Consider the following 22,071-nt stretch of genomic DNA (forward strand, 5'->3'; position numbering starts at 1 on the left):
GCGCCCGCCCCGGCTGTACGCGCTCAAACACAACGCGACCACGGCGTGAGGAACGCTGGGACAGCATGGTGACCGACGGCACGGTCAACCCAGGCGAGATGATCCCCGTCAACCACCACACCCTCGACGCGATAACCCAATGGCTGCACACCACCGTAGCGGGACTGACCGCCGCCGCACCGAGCTACGGGAGCTCGTCTTCCGCCCCCGGCCTAGCGGCGGAGTGGCCTGGGCCGAAGCGGCCCACGAGTCTCCCTATAGGCAACTAGCGATCCGATGGGAACTTCATCCTTCGCAGATCGAGATTCGCACCACCGTGGCCCACCGGCGCCTCCGCCCGAATCGAGTGGCCCGACGGCGGCGTCACGAACCTGCCGACCGGAACCGTAACCACATGGCGGCCGAGGGGGCATGCACGTATCTCACGCGGCATCTACCTCCACGTTCGACGACGGCCGTCGTCGAACGTGGAGGCAACGCACATGCCACAGCCAGGCGACACCGACGGCACCTTCGCCCCGACACGAATATCCGGGACGCCCTTCTTCAGGAACCAGTTTCCGGCTGTGATCATGGACTTCGGCTGCCGTACCAATCAGTGCCTCTGCATGGCCGCCAGTGAGCGGGCGGCCGCGCGCCGTTCGGAGCTGAACGGGTCGACCGCTGAGCCCGCGCCCCGCCCGGGACGCGACCGCCACTGCTCGATCTTGGCCGCCACCTGGCGCAGCTTCGCGTCGTTCGGGCCGACATCGATCTGGAAGTGGGACTCCTTCAGTGGGTTAAGGTCACCGCCCCACCGTACAACGCCCTCGCAGTCGGCGAGGATGTCGCGGATGACCACGACTTCACGGGCCAGGAAACCACCCGCGACACCGATCGGGTACCAGCCTGGACGCACGGCGACCGCCGTGCCGGACAAGTGGTTGCTCTCGAACGCGGCCGCGACCCGAGGGTCGCTCACGTACCCGAGGATGTCGGTCTGCACCAGGGTGTGATCGACCTCGTAGTAGTAGCGTCTCACGCAGTGCAGCAGCACGGTCGCCACCGCGCCGGGCAGCACGGACAGCGCGAAGCCGGTGCCCTCCACCCTGGTCGGCGCCGGCGGTCCGACGACCGGCCAGCCGTTGGCGGTGGTGTTCGACTTCCAGGCCGCCTGGGCATCGGCGGCGACAGCCTTAGTGACGGTGCGGGTGGACAGCAGCGCGCCGGCGCCCACGACGACGAGGCCGCCCTTGAACAGCCGCCGACGCGAAACCGCTGACTTCTCGTTCACCACGAACCTCCCTGCGTCGTCTGCACCGAGGACACGCCTGGGTCGGCGCCCGGCCGCTGGACGTCCTTGTCGATCTCGATCTGGCCGTCGCCGGACCCCACCGTCAGGGTCTGAATCTGGCTGAACGCCCAGTTGGCCGGCAGCGGGAAGCCCATGTTGCCGCCATAACCCGTCGACATGTCGGACACGAACGACCAGCGCGCACCGGTCCGCTCGCTCACCTGGGCGCACACGTCGCGGGAACCGTAGACGCCGTGGACGTACCGGCCACCCTTGGCCGCCAGGCCCTCGATCACACCGCGGAAGTACGGCTCGATCGCGGTGTCGATCTCATCCTGGACGGCGTCGTAGTCGACCGCGAAGTAGATCACCGTGCCGGCCTTGAAGCCGTAGCCGGCGGCGGCGGTGTGGGCGTCCGACGCGTCCCGCACCCCCTGGTCATGGGTGAAGTAGCTGGCCTCGCTGCCGTCGTACTGAGAGATGGGCAGCACCTTCAGGCCGGCGCCGAAGATCGTCTGGAGCTCGCCGGGTTTGATTTTCTTGTCCAGCGTGGTGCCGCGCTGGTCGAGGTAGCGCCCGACCACCCGATAGCCAGCGGTGCGCAGGGCCTGCGCCCGCGCGGGTGTGATCGTGGTGACGCAGTCGCACGCCGTGGCGGGGCGGTCCGCGTCGCCGGTGGAGACCAGCAACTGAGCCCAGGTGGCGAAGTCGGCCTGCCCGGTAACCGGAAGCGCGGAGAATTCCTGGAACCTCCGCACCGCACAGACGAGTTCCTCGGTGTAGGTGGCGGCGAACGAGCCGGAGGCCCCGAGCACCATGGCGGCGCTGAACAGGCTCACCCAGACTCCACTCGCGCCGACCGAGAGCGAGTGGGCCGTCAGGCCGGCCCGAGTCATCGGACCGAACACGCCGGTCGCCTGGTCATCGGTCAAGCCCAACTCGAACTGGATTGCCAGGATCGTCGCCTGCACCACCGTCCGCGACACGACACCGTCGCACGCGAGCACGAAGAAGTCACGGCGGGTGGTGTACCTGCCGTTGAACCACTGCTGCACCGAGCGGACCGCGGCGTTGCCGCCGGCCACCAGGACGTAGGAGTCCATGCTCAGCAGTGCCTTCATCACCTTGGGCGCCACGCCGCTGCCCAGCGCGCCGACGCCGGCGTCGGACATCATTGCGCCGACCGCGAACCGGGTTCGCTGGCCGAACGTCCCGCTGAGGCCGCCAGCAGGGTATCCCTTGCAGGCACAGGCGCTCTGGAGGATCTTGACGATGTTCTGGTTGGACTCGGTGAGCGGCACACCGCCTCGCTGAGCGAGCGCCCCCAGCGTCATCGGCCCGAAATTGTCCGACAGCGCGGTGATGCCGAGTTCGTGTTGCAATGCCCTGGTCAACGAGTACAGGGTGGTCGCCCCGGCCACACCGTCCTCGGGGCAACTGTTGTAGCCGACGACACCGCCGTAGGTCGCGTTGACCCACTGCTGCGCCTGGAGAACCTCAACATTCACGTGCCGAACCTAGTGGAGCCGGTGATCGTCCACACCGGACAACAGCGGAACTCCTACTTTCAAGGACGTGGATCCGATTCTCAACCGTCTGGCGTTCACCGAGGACAGCTGGCAGCAGGCGTCGACTGGCTCGCGCGAACTTGAGTGACCATCAGGCAACCCAGGAGCAACGGCCGCGCGGGCACGGCCCTGGGGCCGTGCCCGCGACGACACTCCGAACCCGCGGTCACGCCATCACGTCAGAGCTTTGACGCCATCCTGAGGACATCGTGATGATGACTCATTGGCCACCAGGGTAAACACACTTGTACGGGCCGCCCGGCGGATGGACGTCCCCTCCAGAGCAGGGAATGGAACGAATCCTGCATGGGCTGATTCCTGCGACATCAGGAGCATGACGAGGACGCCGTAGAACGACAGCAAACGCAGCGAGCGCACGCTACCTACCTACGGCGATCACCATCCACTTCCTCCAAATGGCAGTGCAGGCTCCTATATCCAGAATAGGACATGCCGACAATCCCACCGAGCCGATCTCGCAAGGCCCGAAAGCTCGGGCTACTTCTCCACGCGTGGTCGCGACGTGCATATTTTCGCGACCACGCGCCACGTGTCAGCCGGCGGCCATCGAGGTGCTCAACCGGCGACCCTCACCCAAACAGGGCGGATGCGTCGGGAAATTAACTCAAATTTCGAGCCACGGCGCATCGCGCGCACAGACTACTGTCGGCCGCTCGCGACGTTCCCGGCAGCATCTCAGCCGCGATCGCTCTACATTTCGACGCTGCCGCTTGAACAGCCCTTAGCCGTCAGTTGTAGTTGGTACCAACGTTGTCGCCGCATGACGGACAGTTGACCTGCACCTGGTGCCAAGCAGCGTTGCTCTTGCTGTCGATTTTGAACGGGAAAGATTTCCAGCTCGACGCGGGCGTGGGCGAGCTACCGAAAGCGACCACAAGGGTCGCCCCCTTCTGCCACCACCAGTTCTGAAGATAGTAACAGGTTCCGGCCGGCACGACGTTCGTAGGCGACTGCGTGTTATTGCCGGACTGGTTCGGCCCTGTGATCTGGAAATGGATCGTGCCAGCAGCGCTGCAGACATACACCTGCTCCGACGGAACGTCGGCATTGGCCAGTCCGGGTGCGGCGAGGCCGGCGGCTGCGGTCACCGCAACGGCCGCAATCACCTTGCTCAAGAAACGGAACACGGAACACCACCTGTTCAACGGATGTTTGCTTCGGTGCGGCATGACACATGCCAATAGTTCCCACCTGCGCCCGTCGACCACCGCGAGAGTACGGTAGAAACGCCGCCGCACGGACGAGACACTCCGCGATTCACAAATAATGCGAATTACTTCACACAGATGTCGACTGTGAGCTTCGCACTGTAGTCGGTCAAGACAAGCCCGACTGTCACCGCTCCGAACGGTAGGTCTCAAGGCCAGGACCAAGGTAGTCCCGACGAACAGTGTGGATCCATCCGAAATTCGAGGAATCGTGACATTACCGCACAACGTGGACCCGATTCCGCGTTCGTCGGCTACCCGGCAGCCACGGCACGTCAGTCGTCGGAGGCGCCTCGCGACCGTGCGTGGCATCGCCTGCCAATGGGCCCTTACCGTCCACGCGCCGCCATGGCGTATCCAAGCCGACTCGGAGGGCTGCGCGCTCTCCGAGACCGGGCCGCCGAGGCGGTACTGTCCACCGCAGGCGTGGACAACCGCTGGCTGCTCGTAGCCGACGGCGTCGAGATCTCCGCCCAGCCGGCGCCGAGTCAAGGCAATCAGAATGGCCGCCGATATGCGCGAGTCACCCGCGGTGGCGATGGACATCGCCAACCTCGAACGATGTGCCCGCGGAGGTCTCCGACGTCGCCGGCCCCTGGCTGCCGGCGCGGCCGCTCGTGCCCAGCACGTAGCGGGCGTGCCGGCCTCCTGTGACGCCACTGCCCAGATGTTCCCGCCCCACCACGTGTACCACCCACAGCGAAGGACTGGCACAGGACCGTTGACCGTTCGACGCAGCGGGATGCCTGCCGGTTCGTCGCGCACCTCGCCGGCGCCGCGGCAGCAGACGGCCTGCCCCAGGAGACTTCCCTTCGGGCACTACACCCTCGCTGCCCCTGGGAGGGATCCCGCTCCTGAATGGCCCCAAGTTCGCACCCTGGGGACGACTGCTCACACCACGGCAAGCGGGTTGAGCCACCTCCGGAAGAGATCATGAGGGACATCGACAACTTTTTATGTCGACCACCAACACTTCGTGGCAATAGTTCTCACCGAGGGCAAGCTCAGCAATAGACTTACCGTCATTATTACTGCTACACAGAGGCCAACCCCCGCCATTGTTGATGAATACCACAAAGCACAGTTCCCGTCAAATTTCGGAACCATACTGCGATCTCGCGCAACCTGGACGTGCTCGTTCACGGATTAGCTCCTGAGGCGAGCTCCCGCTCCGGCGAACGACCACGACCCGAACCGGGAGCGCGCCAGCGACAGGGTGGGTGGGTGTGCCCTGACCCGGGATGCCCACAATCACCGGTCCGTCGACCCAGCGCGGCGTACTCCGCCGAAAATCCTCGTAGTTCAACGAAATCCGGCCGATTGCACCAACCGGCGACCAAGACCGAATCCATCAGGCGACGTGAGCAACCCGATCCAGCCGTGGCGCATCGGCGATCGGTTCCTCCGTCGTCTCTACAGCCGGTCCGTGTACGGTCGTGCCAGATTTCAAGTGTCCGAAGGAGCACGACGTATGCTCGGACATCGTCCGCCCTCGACGGACACACGAGAAAAGTTCCCCAAATTTCGGATGCAGGACCTGACATTTCCGTGCTGGACTGCCATTCCGACCGGATCCGGAGAGGAATGGGCGTGCCCACTCGCAGACAAGTCCTTCAGGCGGGAATCGCAATGGCCGCCATCATGGCACCCGGCGTTGCGGCGAGGGCGGTGACGGCGGACGACAGCGCTTACCGGTTCCTTGACCAGATGCTGGACGCCTACCCGGTCAACAACGGCCCTCGACTGCCTCAGAGCTACAGCGACCAGTCCGGCCTGCCCGCGGTCGCCTTCACCTACGACGCCGCCTTGGCACTGCTGGCCTACCTCGGCGACAGCCGTTTCACCGCGTTGCAGCGGGCCAGGACGATCGGCGATGCCCTGCTGTATGCCCAGGACCACGATCCCCAGTACCAAGACGGCCGGCTGCGGCAGGCGTACGTCGTCGACGGCTTCGTGCGATCGGACGGCGCGGTGAACATCGCCAGCAACTTCGGACTCACGGGTTCGGCCGGCGGCGATCTGGCCTGGGCGGGTATCGGCCTGTTGGCGTTGCACCGTGCGACCGGCGACGCCCGCTACCTCGCCGGCGCCGGGCGGATCGGGCAATGGGTGGTCCAGAACTGCCGCTCCGGCAACGGGTTCCTGTTCGGCGTGGACGCGGGCGGAACGCATCTCCAGAACAGCGCCACGGAGCACAACATCGACCTGACTGTGTTGTTCGGCGGACTTGCCGCAAGGACCGGCGACAACGACTGGCTGGCACAGCGTGAACACGCACTGACAATGGTGCGGCGCATGTGGAACCCCGGCGCCGGCCACTTCTACACCGGCACCACCGACGGCACCACGATCAACCGATCGGTGATCCCCGAGGACATCCAGACCTGGAGTTGGCTCGCCCTCAGGGATTCCCGTTACGCCAGGGCCATCGGCTGGGCCACCAGCCAGCTCACCGTCACCGACCGGGCCGGCGGCGTCAACTCGGAGCTCACCGACGGACGGTCGGTCACCGGGCTCACTTTCAGTTCGGCCAGCCTCGCGGCGGACCCCGCCCGGCCCATCGGCGCCAACCTGCCGCTGCCCGCACCGAACGGTGTGTGGTGTGAAGGCACCGCACACGCCGTGTGCGCTCTCCAACAACACGGCGCCCGCGAGCAAGCGGCGGCTCTGTTGGGTGGCTTGGCAACCGTACGGTCGCAGTTGGGCGCGGGTCAGACCGTCGGGGGTCGACCGCTGAGCGGCGGGCTCGTGGCCGCAACGAGTCCGATCGACACCGGCTTCGGATACGGCTACTACTCGCACCAGCATGTCGGCGCCACTGCATGGTTTCTGTTCGCAGCGGCGAACAGAAACCCCTTCTGCTGACGGTCATCCAGGCTGCGACGCGCTTTTCCTGTCCGATCCTCGCCAGGGCACTGGCCACGAGACCGGCGATGGCCCGACAACTTCTTGAAAGTTTGAAAGCTGCTTGGAGCTGGCCAGCGCCGTCGGAGGATTCATCGCATACCCCAACGACGTCGATCTCGACGATCCCTCGGTGTCGGCATTCGACGTGTTGCGGCGCATCAACGACGGGGTGGACCGGCTACCGACCGGTCTGCTGGCCGGCGTGCACCTCAACGGGGGCGGCATGCACACCGCCGCGTTGCATTGCGGCGATGCGGCCAGGGTCGTCGCAGGTTTCCTCAAACTGGACGACCCGAGCGTGGTGTTCCTGGCCGAACGGCTCGTCACGGCCGCCGTGCCAGGGCTGACCATCGAGAGCACCGACGGCCGCGCCGGGCTGACCGGCCGGTCCGACGGGTCCGTCGACCTGGTCGTGCTTGACGCCTTCGAGTCCGGGCAGATGCTCACAGCGTTCGTGACCGTGGAGTTCGTCCTGGATGTGCCCGGGTGCTGGGCGGGCCGCGCACGTACATCGCTAAGCTGGTGGACGATCCCGGTACTACATTTCGAGATCTTGGACCGGATCGACTGACGCCGCGTGGGGATCGGCATGGCCGAGGCTGTGACGGTGCAGGACGTCGCCAGTTGGGACGCCGACCTCCACACCCCCACCGACGGCTTGGGGTGGACGGTCAACCACCCCGAGCCGAGGGTGATGTTCGGGTTGATGATGCGGGCGCCTTTGGCCGATGTGCCGAAGAAGAACTCCTGGGGCTAGCAGAGCACGCCGGACTGGCCACGCCACGCCCGTTCGAGCACCGGCTGGATGGCGCGGTGTGGGACGCCGAGCGGCTGAGGGACCAGGTCCAGGACTAGGTGGTGGCGGGCCTGGGCTCGGTCGACGCCGCGGTGGTCGCCGATGACACCCAGGCGATCAAGAAGGGCGACAAGAGGTCGGGGTGGCGCCGCAGCACTGCGGGGTGACCGGACAGGTGGAGGACTGCCTGGTCATGCCGATGCTGATCTACGCCACCGAGGCCGGGCACGCGTTCGTCGACCGGAGCTCTACCTGCCCGGCCGTCTGGACCACGGATCCGGCCCGCCGCCGGGCCGCCGGGATGCCCGCGGACCGCGATTTCGCGACGAAACCCCAACTGGTGCAACAGATACTGGAGCGGGTGCTCGCGGCGAACGTGGTGTTCGCCTGGTTCGCCGCCGATGCCGGCCACGGCCGTGGCCCGGGAGCTGCACGTTCTGCCATGACCACGTCATCCCCCTGTGTGCTGGCGGTGCCGGTGGAGCTGCCGTTGCTCGACGCGCGGGGACAGGCGTCGTGCTGTAAGGACATTCTGACCGGCCGCGTCCTCAGGTGGGAACGTCGCGCGGTCGGTGGGGGCGGTACGGGCCATTGGTTGTATGACTGGGCGACGCACGCGGTGACGGTGAAAGAGCAGCCGCCGACCGAGGGACACGGCCACGCCCTGTTGATCCGTCGATCCTAGGACGGGAAGACCCGCAAGGGGCGGCCGGCGTCCTGTGACATCGAGTACTTACTGGTGCACGCGCCGGTGGTCACGGCGACGATCCGAGCGGCCGGGCTGCGGTGGACAATCGAGGAGGACGCCAAGACCGGCAAGGAACAGCTCGGGATGGACCAGTATCAGGTTCGGACGTGGGTGAGGTGGCAGCGGCACACGGCGATGTGCATGCTGGCGCAGGCCTTCCTCGCGTTCACCCGAGCGGGGCAGGGACAAGAGGCGACGTGCCAGCCGAGCAAGGTGGTCTGCTGAGGTCGGCTCTGCTGTCGTTGCCGACCGCGGCGATCCGTGGGCTGCTCGCCGCGACCGTCCTGGGTCGTGTCGTCGACGCGGCGACCCGCTCACACATGAACGCGGAAGTTAGTACCAGTAACGGAGGCTATGGAAGGAACGAGCTGGACCTCGACTGACGTCTGGGGCCGTCCGGGTCTCGATGTTCGTCAACGCGACCGAACGACTTTCTGACCCGGGACGTCGTTCGTCGTTCCATACCGGGCATTCTAGCGCGTATTCCCACGTCGCCGGGGTCCGGGTGTTCCAGTAGAACAACGCCCGGTCACCGAACTCTAGTCGCAGGCGACGGGTCACCGGAAGCAGGTTCAGTAAGACGCGAAATATTTTCCGCTTCCGCCTGAAAAACGCTAGCGGGCGGCGACCGGTTGGCATAATAATGCCATGAAGAAGACGACAGCGGCCGCCCTCCTCGGGCTGACCTTGCTCACCACCGGCGCCTTGGGTGTTGGGATCGCCGATGCCAGGCCAGCGCCTATCCCGAGAGTGACGGTGACTGACACGGAATCGAACTCGGAGTCGCTGAAACCTCGGCTGAACTCCGACCTGATCAGCGCATGTCTATACAAGAATTATTCCAGTGTCACCAACATTTCCTATGGTGTGACCACAATTGTTCCGGGTGGATATTCGGCTTCTGCCACCGGTATCTGCATAAACTGAGTGCGGAGATCCGTGTTGTGCAAAGAAGGCGGAAGTCAACCTGATCCACCAGGCGATGCTCGCTATTGGGGTCACCGACCCCTGATCACCGTAGTGCAGTACGACGAGGTCGCGAAGCAACACCGATCCCGGGCGCGGTCGGGCTCTCGACACCCGCTAGTTCTGCTTGCTTCTGAAGCACGGCAACTTCAAGATCATGAGGTTCGTCCGAGGATCGTGAGAGGCCTGGTCATGTAGCGGCCGGCCCATCGGGTGGCTTCGGTGATGTCGAGACGCCCGGCCAGACAGAACGCGCCGTAGGCGAGGTTGCGCAGGGTGGCCTGACACGAGGCTGGAGCGGGTGCGGGCGGAGGAGTGGTCCTCGCGCCAGAGGGTGTCGCGGATCCGTGCAGGACCTCGACAGCCCAGAGACCTTGGACGTGCTGGGCGAGCACGGCGCCCTCAGCGTGGCTGGTGACGCCGAGTTGTGCGACGGCGGAGATGGGGTGCCGTCCAGACCGGTGACGTACCGCTCGATCACGCTGACGCTGGACCGGAACCACCGCATCAGTGGCGACCTGGCGAGGGCGCTGTCGCAGGCGTGGCGCTGCCAGATGCCCTGATGGCACCGTACGTCGCCAGATGACCGACCAGGACGCCGCTGCCCTACTTGGTCAGATGACGGCGCCGCGTCGGAGCGACCATCGTCGTTGCCGATCCCGCATCCGTCAGTGAGACGCTGATCGGCGCATGCGGCTCGGCCACGACAGAACAACTAGGGTGCCCTGTTCGTACTTCTGCCGCCGGATCAGCGGCTGACGATGGCATCCCGGGTACCGGACATCGCCGCCGCGCAGGTCGAGGTGTTGCTGAGCCCGATGCCGGCAGTTCGGGCCGAGATGGTGGCGGGGCTGATCCGCACCTGTGCCCGCGCGGTCGACACCTCGTCGGATCTTGTCGTCGCGCGGGCCTGCGTCGAGGCGGTGCGAGTTGCCGCCGAACACGACGGAGGAGCCTCTCTAGCTGTGCCCGCGACCTGCTCTGTGACCAGGTCGACAATGCCCTTCTGCTGGACGACACGGCATGGACTGAGCTCAAGCGCGGCTTAAGGCGGTTCGGTCTGTTCCGCTGAGCGCGGCACCTTGTTCACGGCGATGGCCGAATACACGCCCGAGGAACTGCTGATAGGTGGTCCGCCGTGGACCCGCATGGTGGTTGTAGCACCGATTCGAATGGTCACCGAGGGCCCGATTACGCCGAACGTTTCGACAGCCTCGCCGACGCCCAGGAGTTCTGCCAGCGGATCGTCAGCTGGAACAACACCGGGCACTACCACTGCGGTATCGGCTGCCGCCATCCATCGGTGTCCGCTATGGACGAGCCAGTGCGGCCCGTGCCGGGCGCACGAGGTCCTGACCGCCTCCTACGCCCGCAACCTCGAGCGCTTCGTCCGCAAGCACCCCGAACCACCCGCGCTACCCACCACCGTCCGGTTCAACCAACCAAACAACCTGCATCAAGAATCTTGACACGCACCGGTGCGCGGATAGAACACCTGGTCGGGCGGGAACATCAGCGCGGTGGCGTCAAGGGAGGGCAGTACTCCCACCGTGTACCAACCAAGGACAGCAGCACCGACGGCCACCGGTTCATCGACAGCGGACATCTCTACCGGCACACCTTGCGAATCAGCGATGTCCATGGCCACCTCCTGCGAGTCCCGCATGCCGGCGGCCACCCTGATCACTCCGACACCGATGCCGGCGGCCCGAAGGTCGGCCACGTCCCGGCCGGCGAGAAGCCAGCAGCCGCCGACCCCCACGGTGGACGGCACCGACTCGGCTGGACCGTCTCCCAGGGCGCACAGCACGCCCAGCAGGCTCGGATGCACCATGGCAGCGTCCGGCCGGTGCAATCCCATGGTGAGCGGCGCCACGCAGGCTCCGGAGCCGCCGACGACGACCGCCGTGCTGCGGTCCAGACCGGCGAGTTCGGCGGCCTCCTCGGTGATCGGGAAGCTCTGCTCGGAGCGCATCAGCGGCGGCAGTTGGTCCGGCCGGAGCCCGAGCGGCGACAACGCTGCGGTCGACCAGCCCATCGACTTACGGTCGAGCAGGCCCATAGCGGACGCGCCGGAAAGATCGGCGACCAGTCGACCGTAGAACCGGGACGCCACGAAGTCCTTGAGTCCACACCAGGACGCGTGTCGGAGAGCGTTGTCGTGCGAGATGAACCACGCGATTCTCGCCGCCGTCGACCCTCCGTGCACGGGAAAGCCGGTGGAACGCGTGATCTCGCCACCAGCCACAGCATCGATGAGCCACGCCCATGACTCGACCGACATGCCAGCGCCGCTGATGGACGGCGTCATCGCCATGGTCGCCTCGTCGACGGCGATGATCGCGTCTTCGTTCGACGCGCCGAACGCCAGACAGCTCACGTGACGGCCGCGGGCCGCGCATGCCAACGCGATCTGACGGACGGCAGTGAAGGCCGTGTCCACCACCGAGTCCGGGTCCACCAGCCCGGCGACACCGCCGGTGGCGTCGAACGAGTAGCGCAGGCACGTAGTGTCCAGCACCTCGCAGTCCTCGGTGACGGAGACGACAGCGATATGATCAGAGCCTATGTCGACCCCAATCGCGGCGCTGTCGGGCCGATCGTTCCACCACACCCCACTACCATGGCTTGACGACAGGCTCGCGGGTAGCCGATGAACGCGGAATCGAATCCGCATTGTTCATAGCTGGGAACGAAGTTCCTCGTACTTCGGATGGATCGTCGCGCCCATGCGCACTTACGGTCGGCCCGCCCCGTTTCGATCACAGACGTGGCCTCGCCCAGCCCCCCGATTCACCGAAAGGCCCGCTCGTGCATCTCCGTTCGCCGATTACCGACCGGACGACGACGTCAGTGAAGATCGTGATCCTCGGCGGCCGACGAGCGGGCAAGACCGCTTTCCTGCGCTCGATCTCGGCGCCCCTGCCGTCGGCACTACTCGGGAGGGCCGACTTGATGGGACTCGACGCCGTGGATTTTGTCCGCGTATGGCTGGACGAGGAACTGACGCTGCATCTGGTCGCGGCGGGCGGCCCTGCTTTCCCGTCGACGTGGCACCGGTTCGGGCACGGCGCGGTGGGAGCTGTGGTACTCACGGACAACCGCCGGCTGGCCGATGCGTACGGGGCGATCGACTTCATCACCGGGCAGGGGTTGCCGTACGTCGTAGCGGTCAACCGATTCAATCGGCAGCGGTGTGCTCGGCTTGCCGAAGTCCGTGCCGCGCTCAACGTCGGCGCCTCGGTGCCAGTCGTCGCGTGCGACCCCCGTGTCCCGGCGTCCGCGAGGCGGACCCTGATCGCACTGGTCGAACACACGATAGACGAGCAAGCCTCGCACTCGCGGAGACTGTCATTCGGACTGTAAGACAGCGGCGACGGCGTATCCGCACCCGAACGCAGGTGCCGTAGCGACGGTCGGATGATCGTCATTGGCGTGCGCCGGCGGGACGAGGCGTGCGCCGCGCCGGGCGCCGGCGCCTAGTTCGCGCCGAAGAACAGGAGGCCGAGGTCATCGCTGGCCACCTGGACATCCGCCCGCGGTTCGTTGTATCGGACAACCTGATCGAGCGGGACTTCGGCGTGTTTACCCACGGAACAAGAGCCTCGTGAGGAAGCGGTGGGTGCGAGCTGTGCCGCTGGACGGGGAACGCGACAAGGGCTGGGTCGAAGTCAAGGTCAACGCCTCTAACAGTTCGTCGATGCCCCGAACACCCTCGTCAAGCCCCCTCTCTGTCCCTCGACCGCGGCCACTGCATCAATGTCTCGACGGACGGCCATACCCGGTGCACCGGCGACAGCGTCACGGCGGATGCCCCCCGAAGTGACGCTCAGGCGATCGGCGTCGCGACGGCGCCGCCCACCGCCACCACGAACTTGGCCACATCGGCCGCCTCCAGTTCCGCCCACTCGCCCGGTGGCAAGCGGAAGCCGACACGACCGCCGGGCAGCCGCACCACGGTGATCGTCCGCTGCCGATCGACGGCGTCCCAACACCGGATGACATGTGTTTTGTTCGGATAAGGCACCACAGCACCACCTTTCAGCTTCACGCGCACTCGCCCGACGATCGTATCGATTGACACGCCGACCGGAACGAGATAAAGATCTCACACGCCTTCCTGCGGAACAAATTCCGAGCTTCGCAAACAAAGGATGCAGTCATGACGGGTTACGGACTAGTCGCGACCGTGATCAGGCTTCCGACTTTCACCAGTCAGGTGTGCCACGCCCGTCACCAGAGGCAGGCCACCCAGGTGCCGGAACAATTAGCAGGCTACGGTACACCCGCGCCACGGTCGGCGTGGACGAGGTGTCAACCGCCCCGTCTCGGCATATCTCGGACAGTATTCCGAGAAACGCCGAGCCGTCGGAGAAGTGCTCGCCGGCTGTCGAATATCAAGCCCGCTCGCGGCGTTACACTGCGATCAACCACGCCTGTCGACAACGCCAGCGCCGAGTGCACGCATTGTGCGCGAGAGGGATACGCGATTGATGTCTGCGCAGGGAGAAGTACCGGTGAACACCATGCACGCCGATATTTGGTACGGCGTGCTCGGCGAACTCGATCGACTACCCCCAGCCCGGCGCAGAAAAGCCGACAACGTGGTGCGGCTGGCCATCAGGCTGCTCTGCTCGGTGGACCCGACGCGCGATCAGTGGGACGCGCGTGAGCTTGCCGCCGTCCACACCATGGGCCATGGTTGGGCCGTCGAGGGATGGCCGCTCGACCAGCTGCTCGAACTGCTCGGCAAAGTCTGTGGGGAGGCCGTCGTCGTGTGGGCACAGGTCTCAGAGATCACCACCGAGCGGTACAAGGCGTTCACGGAGACAGGCAACCGTTTCATGCGGACGCTGTTACGCGGCTACCAGGAGGTTCCGCCCTCGACCGCGGCGCGCGGCGCGGGCAATCCTCAAGTGGCGAGGGCACTGCTGCGGGGCCAGGCCGCACCCGATGGAGAGAACCTCGCTCCGGCGTACACGGTCATGGCCTTCCGCACGCTCACACCACAGCCGACCAAATCCGTTCTGGCCGGAGAACTCAGGCCCGGCGTGCTCACCGTGCTGTGCCCATGGGGCGGATACGCCCTTGTGCCCGCGGAGGACGAACGCTCGGGGCACGCCGAGTGCACGCGGATCCATGCCCTGCTGCCGGAGCCGAGCTGGGCCGGCGTTTCATGGCGTGAGACCGGTCAGCTGCCAGCGGGCCGGATCGAAGCCGTCGACGTGGTCGCTTCGGCGCTAGCGTCCCGACGTCCCCCTGGTTGCTACCTGCTTGGCGATGTGTTGGTGGAGTACGCGGTGCTGGCCCAGCCGTCGGTCGCCACCATGCTCGCCGCGAAGATCGAACCCGTCACACGCCATCCGACGCTGCTCACCACGCTGCACGCGCTGGTGGCTACCGACGGCAACAGATCCAAGGCGGCAGCCGACCTGATCATCCACCGCAGCACCTTGGACTACCGGCTGCGGAAGATTCAACAGCTGACTGGGTACGACCCGACATCGTTGCGGGAGCTACAGATCCTCAGCACCGCGCTCGCGGCACACGAGGCAACCGTCTCTCCCCTCCCCCCACTGTCCACAGACAACGGCAGCGAGTAACACCAGAACAGCGCGAGGCCCATGAGCCACCATCGGACAACGACTTCTCGCCGTCGGCGCGACCACGATCGCGCCCCCTGGCGCCGCGCTGCTCGCGCCCCGCTTCCGCGGCCGACAACGGCCACCTACCTGCTGGTGGTCAACAGGTCTGGTTCGGAGTGGAAGACTTGCTACTGGGTGTGCGACCAGGGCGGCGGGGAAATCGCTCCGGGCGCGGACCGGGAGTGGTGCATCCGGATCACCTCGTTGGGCAAGGTGCACGAAGCAACCGACCAGCCCCGTACGACGAGCCGATCACGGCGCACTGAAGCCGACCTGCATCGGGCTGGCTTCCGTGCGTGCCGAAACAGCGCCTGCGCCGAACGGAAACCCCCTTTGTGGGCAAGGAAACTGACGCACTGCAACTACCTCGCCGGGCATGGAGTCAGTCAGCGAAACGATGATCTGCACCGCGTCCGCGTACGCCGACGTGGTGCACCGATGCCCGCGGACGGCGACCGATCTGATCCGCTCAACGGGCGGCGTCACCTTGAACCGGCCGAGCAGACCACCGACGGGCTGCTCCTGTTCACCCCGGGGCAAGGCAGACGGCGTTCGGGTTTGCGCCGCAGCGTATGCGAGGCTCCCGGATCGGCTGCGGGCGGTGACGTGACCGCCGTCTCGTACGCCCTCGGGATCGATCGGCGCACGTTGGGGCAGATCGAGCAGCTCCGCGGATGCTGTCCGAGCCAGTGCGCTGGGGCAGCGGTTATTGGCGACTGCCCTGACTGTGCGCCAAGCCCCCGGACACACCCGGCTCTCGGCTATGAGCTGGGCGGCCGTCTGCGGATCGCCTTGACGGCCGTGCTCGACGTCATCGCGGCACTGAGCACCTGGGCGCCTCGGCCACTTGTCGGGTTGTACCCGGTGACCTCCTCGATGCGACGGACCCGGTAATCCAAAGTGGACCTGTGGATGAACAGCGCCTGCGCGGCCATGTTCCGGTTGAAGTCGAACTCGATGAGCGCCAGTAGCGTCTCGCGCAGGATCTCGTTGGCCAGCAGCGGCTTGATAATCGCCACCAGGCTGTCGGTCACCGAGCTCTGCCGCAGCACGGCGTACTCGATCAGGAAGTCGCGCAGACCGAACAGACCAGGCCGTCGACCCGAGGACAACGCCAGTGTCAGGATGTCGGCGGCCTCGTCGTACCCAGAGGCGATCAGGTCCCGGGTGCGGTGTGCCATGGCGCACCAGGGTTCGCTACCCAGCTTGCCCGCGATGACGGCGAAGACACGCTCCGGGGGGTAGCCCCTCGAGCTCGGCACGAGCAGGATCCCGTCTCCGTCGACGATCGCGCCGAGCATCCTCAACTGCTCAACCTCGTCGAACAGCTCGAGCAGTCGGTGGTGCGCCAGGACTTCGGCCGGCCGCACCACGAAGATGTCATAACCATCGGCGAGATCGCGCTCGACGTCGGGCGGGATCTCGTCACCGGCGACCAGTCGTGGGACCAGCTCCTGCGTCGCCGACGCACCGGTCTGGCCGACCTGCTCGCCCGCGCCGGCGAACAGGTCGCGCAGCATGAGGTTGCCCGCGCTGACCACTGCGGGCAACACCTGCGGTCGCGTCGCGGCGACGTGATCCACCAGGTACGAGGTCAGGTGGCCGATGTGGTCGGCGGCCATGTCCGGCGAGCCGCCGGCCGCCGCGAGCGCATGGCCGGCCGCCCGCAACCGGCCACGTTGATCCGCGGCGGTCACCGCTGTTCCGTCCAGGATCCGCGTGTACACACGCGCCACCTCGCGGTACAGCACTCGGGCTGCGTGCCGAGCATCGGCCGGCAGCACATTGCGGCTGAGCCGGTCGGCGAGCGAGGTCAGTTCGTCGGCCGAGGCGGTCAGTTGCCGCTGCTGGCCAGGTCGATCTTCCAACACCGTCATCGTGATGCCCCTCCACTCGGAACGGAGCGTACAAGCGAGTCGCGATTCATTCGACGAATTCGAGCGAGAACACGGTTCACATTGAGGAGTTCCCTCACGAGTTGACGGCAACTTCGACAAGCTGAGCCCGCCGCCCTCGAGCCACGAAATCTCGCCAGGCCGGAGACCTGAACCTGGAACGGCCTGATGTACCGGCGTACGAGAGTGGATAACCCGATTCCGGAAAGCGCGAACGTGTATCTGCCCACACGTGCCCGACGGTGCCTCCGACAGACGACCGCCGTTCATCCAGAGGGCGCAGTTCCCCTCCCGAATATCAAATCCAGCCCAAGCCTCGGTCGAGTTGACGTCGCTAGCGTGGCGACCTCTGCTCGACTCGGCACACCTCGCGTCGCCCAGTTGACACACAAACCGGCCTCCTAACGTCCATACGACCCCAGAGCATGATCATCATCACAGGCGAGGCGGCAGTCCGCGAATCGCCAACTCACTGAAAGCTCGCCTTTGTCAATCCATTGGGCCTTAAACGAGACAGCTGGTAAGCACACGAGAAGATCGGATACGGGCTCCTCGTGACGTCCATCGGAGCGGCGGCAATGGACGTCACGACGAGTGCATCCGCGGGACCGACGAACCAATTCGTACTACCCGCCAACAAGTCCGTCATCCTGCGGGCCTGCGCGGCCGCCCTGGGCGGAAACGGGACCGAGGTCGGACACGACTGCCAGACCAGGGCGGCCGGCCAGAAGTTCCTGCACCTCAGACTGACGGAACCTCGCGTACCCGCCCATCACCGATGGCCTTCCATCCTCGACCTCGCGGCCGCGCTGACCACCATCGATGTCAGCTGGGCAATCCACAATCGCCCAGCGACCGACCCGGGGAAATCCCTCGCGGTGCCGCGCTTCGCAGCGCGGCATCGCTCCGGTGACGATTACCTGGTGTTGCAGTTACTTCCCGTCGAATGCTGATTGAGGTCAATACCATCTCCGGTGGAGACTTGGTCCACGATCCTGAAGCAGCGATTCATGTCGTTGTACCATGTGCCGAAAGTTTTTATACCGGTGATATCGACCTTGAACGTAATTCCCCCATGATCCCCCGTGAGATAGAATTGGTTTCCATGTCCCGCAGTCACGTCGATTTTACAACTAAGCGAGGTGCCGGAGACAGTCACCGTAACATCCTCCCCACTGTGGTTCTGAAAATGCCACAGATTGCCACCACTGTCATTAGGGCAGGTGTTGGTAATGGAAGCGCTCGCCGAAGGGGCAACCACGGCCCCCCCGAGAGCGATGAAGCAGCCCGCGAAAAACGCGGCGCGCTTCCCGACAGTTTTGAAGTTCACTTCGACTCCATCTGGTAGTCAGACATCGGGTACGTTGACACACTTACGCTCGACGTAACCGTTAGCCCGACGGTAATCGGAGCCCGGTCACGCCACACTACGCAACATGAGGAAAATCATTACCGCCATTTCGGAAAGTGGATTTACTCACGAGTCTGAACTGGGGCTTGTTACATGACGGCGGGGCACCTTGATCTCGACAGCGAGTCCATTGATCATAGTGGCATCTCGGCGAGATATCGGGCGGCGAGGGGGCAAACGCCTCATGCTCGCCGTCTCTGGACCTGACGGCCACACTGCCGCCGACGTGACCGCACACAGGCGGAAGAACGGCTGCACCGCATCACCCAGCACCGTTCCGTCAACCACCTCACCGGACTCCTACCCGAGCGGCTCCAGATCGATGACGAACGTCGGGGCACCCTCGCCGACATCGTCACCACCACCCGAGCCAGCCGCTACCCACATGGAGAATCAGCACGCGCCGGCTGGCACGAACCCCGTCGAAACCGAAGAGCCCACTACCGACCTGACGGAACTGCCGGAAGCACCGGTGATCGGCGTACGCGTCCGCCCCATCAGCGGCCTGACCTCGGCGGCCCGTGCCGCATTCGCCGACGCCGTCCACCGACACTTGAGCGACCTGCCTGGTCAGCGCATCCCTCCTGCCGCAGTGTCTGCTTGACTGCCGACGTGGACAGTGGCACCGCCAATGCGTGACGGTCCACCATTCACGAAATTTCATCGGTTTTCTTCGGAATTCACTCGTTTTGCGGACGTTCCTCGCCCGTCATAGCGCGCGACACGGTAATAAACACAAGGTAAGCATTACCAAGAAGAAAGAGTCGCGAAATGAGAAGGCGTTCCTTGGCCGCTGCGGCCATTGCCGTGGCGTTGGGGGGACTCAGAAGGTGTTTGAGATCCTGGCCGCTCCCGAGTACCACTGACCTCCGGCAAAGTCGATCAGATGGCACGCGACCACCGGTACCCCTCGGACCTGACCGACGCCGAGTGGGCAGTGGTCGAGCCCCTGCTACCGCCACCGACGGCGCATCCCCAAGGCGGACGCCGGGAGAAGCACCCACGTCGCGACCTCGTGGACGCGATCTTGTACGTGGTCCGCTCGGGCTGCTCCTGGCGGCAACTACCGGTCGACTTCCCACCCTGGGAGACCGTGTACTGGTACTGCGCGCCGTGAGGCGCTTCGTTGTATCCCCGGCGCAGCTGGGATGAACTCGGAGGGAGGTTCTTGGGTCACCTGGCTTACCTAGAGGCGAAAGCTGAAGGGGACAACAGCATGTCAGGGAAGCGGCGGCTGTCTGGAGGTGTCCAAGGCTTCGCGCCGCAAGACCCGCGCGATACGGCCAAAGCTGGATTGCTTGAAGCCCAATCCCCAGCGGCACAAGTAGAAACTCATCGGAACGGCACCTGGAACCGATGCTCTCGCCTTGCTGGGCCATGAATTATCTGGCCGGGCAACCTCCGAGGCGGGAGGCGCCTCCCAGCGAGGGCGGTCAAGGGGATGAGTGGGTGGCCTACGTCGCGCTCGACACGTACAGCGAGGACGTACCACGGGATCGCCTACGGGGCGCGAGCCCTATGGCGACGGAGTGCCCGTAGTAGTCGCAGGAGCAACGACCTGCCAGGGAGGTCGGGAGAGCCGGCCACAGGGCGAAGGGGCACAGGAGGACGAGACGTCCGACGACGGGAGGTATGCGTAATGCAGAACGCCGAAACGGTGCTGGACGTCATCCGGGAACGCGGCAGGCGCGACCTGCCGTTGGAGAGGCTCTACCGGCAGCTGTTCAACCCGCAGTTGTTCCTCATGGCTTATGGGCGCGTCTACCGGAACTCCGGTGCGATGACGCCGGGGGCCACCGGGGAGACCGTGGATGGCATGTCGCTGGCGAAGATCGTCGCGATCATCCGCGCGTTGCGCGCGGAGTCGTATCGGTGGACGCCGGTCAAGCGGGTTTACATCGACAAGAAGGGAACCCCCAAGAAGAAGCGCCCGCTTGGCTTGCCGACCTGGTCGGACAAGCTGGTCAGCGAGGTCGTGCGCGTGCTGTTGGAGGCGTACTACGACGTCCAGTTCTCCGATCGGTCCCACGGCTTCCGCCCCAGGCGGGGCTGCCACACTGCGCTGCAAGAGGTGGTGGGGCACTGGACGGGAACCAAGTGGTTCATCGAGGGAGACATCTCTGACTGCTTCGGCAGTCTTGACCACGAGGTCATGCTGTCGATCCTCGCGGAGAAGATCCACGACGGCCGTTTCCTGCGGCTGATCGGCCATATGCTCGAGGCCGGGTATTTGGAGGACTGGCGGTGGAACGCCACGCTCAGCGGTGCGCCGCAGGGCGGGGTGGCCTCCCCGATCCTGTCCAACATCTACCTTGACCGGCTCGATCAGTTCGTTGAGCAGAAGCTGTTGCCGGAACACAACCGAGGCACGCAAAGACGGCATCATCCCGAGTACCACAGGCTCGACGGTCAGTCGTATTGGGCGATACGGCGGGGCGACCGCGCCACCGCGCGACGGCTCCGCCTGGCGAAGCGTCATCTGCCAAGCCTTGACCCACACGACCCAGACTTCCGCCGCCTGAAGTACGTCAGATACGCCGACGACTGGCTCCTCGGGTTCGCGGGACCAAAACACGAGGCCGAGGAGATCAAGACGCGGGTGAGGAAGTTCTTGCGTGATCAGCTCAAGCTGGAACTGTCCGAGCCCAAGACCTTGATCACGCACGCCACCACCCAGGCGGCGCGCTTCCTCGGCTACGAGGTGAGGGCACAGCGATGCGACACGAAGCTCACCGGCCCAAGGCGTTCAGCCAGCGGCATCATCGGGCTCTTCGTGCCACGCAACGTGATCCGACAGCGCTGTGCGCCCTACATGAGCGGCGGGAAACCGATCCAGCGCGGTGTGCTCCTCCACGACAGCGACTTCTCGATCGTGGCCGCATACCAAGCGGAGTATCGGGGACTCGTCCAGTACTACATCCTGGCCCAGGACGTTTCCCGCCTACAGCGGCTGCGGTGGGTGATGGAGACGTCCATGCTCAAGACCTTGGCAAGCAAGCACAAATCGACCGTCACCCGGGTGGCTCGCAAATACAAGGCGACCATCGACAGGGAGGACGGGCCGCGGAGGTGCTTCGAAGTCGCCGTCGAGCGCGGGGCTGGGAGGAAACCACTGGTCGCTCGCTTCGGTGGCATTCCGCTCAAACGACAGCGCGCAGCGGTGTTGAAGGATTCAGAACCGATGACGCCTAACCGTGTCAACACCGCCGAGTTGGTGAAGCGGCTCCTGGCCGACAGGTGCGAGATATGCGGGTCGACGGATCGGGTGGAGGTCCACCATGTCCGGAAGCTCGCCGATGTCCAGCGCCCAGGCAGATCCGAGCGGCCCGTATGGGTGACACTGATGGCGATGAGGCGACGTAAGACCCTGGTGGTCTGTCGCCCCTGCCACGAGGACATCCATGCTGGACGCGCAACCTTCTCCACTCGGAACCGACCTCTGGAGAGCGACGTGCGGTGAAAGCCGCCCGCGTCGTTCGGGAAGGGGCCGTTGGAAAAGGACCCGAGCCATGGGCACCTCGTCGGCGGCCTACTTCACTCACCCGCTGGGAACAGCAACGCCTGACCTTCCGCCTGCTCGACGCCCTGCGGGCGCGGGTCCGCACCGACGCCGGCCGCGATCCCGACCCGAGT

At 65.4% G+C, this 22,071-nt stretch carries 20 protein-coding genes and 1 pseudogene; 14 read left to right on the top strand and 7 right to left on the bottom strand.

Annotated features, from left to right (window positions below; translation table 11 throughout):
- Positions 1–139 precede the first annotated feature (139 nt).
- Positions 140–622: an alpha-L-rhamnosidase C-terminal domain-containing protein gene (locus BCF44_RS59475; RefSeq protein ID WP_379801193.1), complete on the top strand. Its 483-nt coding sequence runs from the start codon at positions 140–142 to the stop codon at positions 620–622.
- On the opposite strand, the gene BCF44_RS53470 is transcribed toward BCF44_RS59475, so the two are convergent.
- The 3 genes from BCF44_RS53470 to BCF44_RS55120 form a co-directional block, all read right to left on the bottom strand.
- Positions 596–1,273 carry a M15 family metallopeptidase domain-containing protein gene (locus BCF44_RS53470; protein ID WP_116182313.1) on the bottom strand — a complete coding sequence of 226 codons (678 nt, stop codon included), beginning with the start codon at positions 1,271–1,273 and terminating at the stop codon, positions 596–598. The genes BCF44_RS59475 and BCF44_RS53470 overlap by 27 nt on opposite strands.
- The gene (locus BCF44_RS53475; RefSeq protein ID WP_116182304.1) at positions 1,270–2,781 is read right to left on the bottom strand and encodes a glycoside hydrolase domain-containing protein; all 1,512 of its coding nucleotides are present in this window, start codon (positions 2,779–2,781) and stop codon (positions 1,270–1,272) included. Before BCF44_RS53475 ends, BCF44_RS53470 begins: the two co-directional genes overlap by 4 nt.
- 809 nt (positions 2,782–3,590) lie before the next feature.
- A complete protein-coding gene (locus tag BCF44_RS55120; protein WP_147329075.1) occupies positions 3,591–3,989 on the bottom strand; it encodes a hypothetical protein in 399 nt (132 codons plus the stop codon).
- 1,710 nt (positions 3,990–5,699) lie between these two features.
- Between BCF44_RS55120 and BCF44_RS53480 the strand changes: the two genes are divergently transcribed.
- The 7 genes from BCF44_RS53480 to BCF44_RS56395 all read left to right on the top strand — a co-directional run bounded on the left by BCF44_RS53480 (position 5,700) and on the right by BCF44_RS56395 (position 10,050).
- Complete coding sequence (locus tag BCF44_RS53480; protein WP_211353683.1) at positions 5,700–6,935, top strand: hypothetical protein; 1,236 nt, start codon at positions 5,700–5,702, stop codon at positions 6,933–6,935.
- 103 nt (positions 6,936–7,038) lie between these two features.
- The gene (locus BCF44_RS53485) at positions 7,039–7,548 is read left to right on the top strand and encodes a hypothetical protein (protein ID WP_116182306.1); all 510 of its coding nucleotides are present in this window, start codon (positions 7,039–7,041) and stop codon (positions 7,546–7,548) included.
- An 18-nt stretch (positions 7,549–7,566) separates the two neighbouring features.
- Complete coding sequence (locus BCF44_RS57205; RefSeq protein ID WP_211353684.1) at positions 7,567–7,734, top strand: hypothetical protein; 168 nt, start codon at positions 7,567–7,569, stop codon at positions 7,732–7,734.
- A 202-nt stretch (positions 7,735–7,936) separates the two neighbouring features.
- Positions 7,937–8,458: a transposase gene (locus tag BCF44_RS57210; protein WP_211353685.1), complete on the top strand. Its 522-nt coding sequence runs from the start codon at positions 7,937–7,939 to the stop codon at positions 8,456–8,458.
- Positions 8,459–8,512: 54 nt separating this feature from the next.
- On the top strand, positions 8,513–8,746 hold the full coding sequence (locus tag BCF44_RS57215) for a hypothetical protein (RefSeq protein WP_211353686.1): 234 nt from the start codon (positions 8,513–8,515) through the stop codon (positions 8,744–8,746).
- A 423-nt stretch (positions 8,747–9,169) separates the two neighbouring features.
- On the top strand, positions 9,170–9,448 hold the full coding sequence (locus BCF44_RS55125; protein ID WP_147329076.1) for a hypothetical protein: 279 nt from the start codon (positions 9,170–9,172) through the stop codon (positions 9,446–9,448).
- 386 nt (positions 9,449–9,834) lie between these two features.
- Positions 9,835–10,050, top strand: coding sequence for a hypothetical protein (locus tag BCF44_RS56395; RefSeq protein WP_170218264.1), 216 nt, complete (start codon positions 9,835–9,837; stop codon positions 10,048–10,050).
- A gap of 185 nt (positions 10,051–10,235) precedes the next feature.
- Here BCF44_RS56395 and BCF44_RS58900 read toward each other — a convergent pair whose 3' ends face one another.
- Positions 10,236–10,370 (bottom strand): hypothetical protein, encoded by a 135-nt coding sequence (locus tag BCF44_RS58900; RefSeq protein WP_281283278.1) that lies wholly within the window; start codon positions 10,368–10,370, stop codon positions 10,236–10,238.
- Positions 10,371–10,943: 573 nt separating this feature from the next.
- On the bottom strand, positions 10,944–12,164 hold the full coding sequence (locus tag BCF44_RS53500) for an FGGY family carbohydrate kinase (RefSeq protein WP_116182308.1): 1,221 nt from the start codon (positions 12,162–12,164) through the stop codon (positions 10,944–10,946).
- 176 nt (positions 12,165–12,340) lie between these two features.
- On the opposite strand from BCF44_RS53500, the gene BCF44_RS53505 reads away from it, so the two are divergent.
- The gene (locus BCF44_RS53505) at positions 12,341–12,853 is read left to right on the top strand and encodes a GTP-binding protein (RefSeq protein ID WP_116182309.1); all 513 of its coding nucleotides are present in this window, start codon (positions 12,341–12,343) and stop codon (positions 12,851–12,853) included.
- A gap of 463 nt (positions 12,854–13,316) precedes the next feature.
- On the opposite strand, the gene BCF44_RS55130 is transcribed toward BCF44_RS53505, so the two are convergent.
- Positions 13,317–13,544 (bottom strand): hypothetical protein, encoded by a 228-nt coding sequence (locus tag BCF44_RS55130; RefSeq protein ID WP_147329077.1) that lies wholly within the window; start codon positions 13,542–13,544, stop codon positions 13,317–13,319.
- A gap of 469 nt (positions 13,545–14,013) precedes the next feature.
- On the opposite strand from BCF44_RS55130, the gene BCF44_RS53510 reads away from it, so the two are divergent.
- Positions 14,014–15,090, top strand: a complete 1,077-nt coding sequence (locus BCF44_RS53510; RefSeq protein WP_246016321.1) for a PucR family transcriptional regulator — start codon at positions 14,014–14,016, stop codon at positions 15,088–15,090.
- An 803-nt stretch (positions 15,091–15,893) separates the two neighbouring features.
- Here the strand turns inward: BCF44_RS53510 and BCF44_RS53515 are convergent.
- Positions 15,894–17,009 carry a PucR family transcriptional regulator gene (locus BCF44_RS53515; protein ID WP_170218267.1) on the bottom strand — a complete coding sequence of 372 codons (1,116 nt, stop codon included), beginning with the start codon at positions 17,007–17,009 and terminating at the stop codon, positions 15,894–15,896.
- Positions 17,010–17,605: 596 nt separating this feature from the next.
- On the opposite strand from BCF44_RS53515, the gene BCF44_RS55135 reads away from it, so the two are divergent.
- From BCF44_RS55135 to BCF44_RS53525, 4 genes and pseudogenes are all read left to right on the top strand, one after another.
- Entirely contained in the window at positions 17,606–17,980 is a 375-nt protein-coding gene (locus tag BCF44_RS55135; protein WP_147329078.1) for a hypothetical protein, read from the top strand.
- Entirely contained in the window at positions 17,974–18,375 is a 402-nt protein-coding gene (locus BCF44_RS55140) for a hypothetical protein (RefSeq protein WP_147329079.1), read from the top strand. Before BCF44_RS55135 ends, BCF44_RS55140 begins: the two co-directional genes overlap by 7 nt.
- A gap of 949 nt (positions 18,376–19,324) precedes the next feature.
- Positions 19,325–19,549: pseudogene (locus BCF44_RS53520) on the top strand (transposase); the annotation flags it as partial.
- A 528-nt stretch (positions 19,550–20,077) separates the two neighbouring features.
- Complete coding sequence (locus BCF44_RS53525; protein ID WP_116182312.1) at positions 20,078–21,898, top strand: reverse transcriptase/maturase family protein; 1,821 nt, start codon at positions 20,078–20,080, stop codon at positions 21,896–21,898.
- The last annotated feature ends 173 nt before the right edge of the window (positions 21,899–22,071 follow it).

The organism is Kutzneria buriramensis, assembly GCF_003387475.1.
Lineage (GTDB): Bacteria > Actinomycetota > Actinomycetes > Mycobacteriales > Pseudonocardiaceae > Kutzneria > Kutzneria buriramensis.

Excerpts from the sequence above, each read along its gene's own strand:
- BCF44_RS53510 (WP_246016321.1), top strand. The coding sequence starts at position 14,014 with ATGCACGCCGATATTTGGTACGGCGTGCTCGGCGAACTCGATCGACTA.
- BCF44_RS59475 (WP_379801193.1), top strand. The coding sequence starts at position 140 with ATGGCTGCACACCACCGTAGCGGGACTGACCGCCGCCGCACCGAGCTA.
- BCF44_RS53525 (WP_116182312.1), top strand. The coding sequence starts at position 20,078 with ATGCAGAACGCCGAAACGGTGCTGGACGTCATCCGGGAACGCGGCAGG.
- BCF44_RS55135 (WP_147329078.1), top strand. The coding sequence starts at position 17,606 with ATGGACGTCACGACGAGTGCATCCGCGGGACCGACGAACCAATTCGTA.
- BCF44_RS55125 (WP_147329076.1), top strand. The coding sequence starts at position 9,170 with ATGAAGAAGACGACAGCGGCCGCCCTCCTCGGGCTGACCTTGCTCACC.
- BCF44_RS53515 (WP_170218267.1), bottom strand. The coding sequence starts at position 17,009 with ATGACGGTGTTGGAAGATCGACCTGGCCAGCAGCGGCAACTGACCGCC.
- BCF44_RS57205 (WP_211353684.1), top strand. The coding sequence starts at position 7,567 with ATGGCCGAGGCTGTGACGGTGCAGGACGTCGCCAGTTGGGACGCCGAC.
- BCF44_RS53500 (WP_116182308.1), bottom strand. The coding sequence starts at position 12,164 with ATGCGGATTCGATTCCGCGTTCATCGGCTACCCGCGAGCCTGTCGTCA.
- BCF44_RS53480 (WP_211353683.1), top strand. The coding sequence starts at position 5,700 with ATGGCCGCCATCATGGCACCCGGCGTTGCGGCGAGGGCGGTGACGGCG.
- BCF44_RS55140 (WP_147329079.1), top strand. The coding sequence starts at position 17,974 with ATGCTGATTGAGGTCAATACCATCTCCGGTGGAGACTTGGTCCACGAT.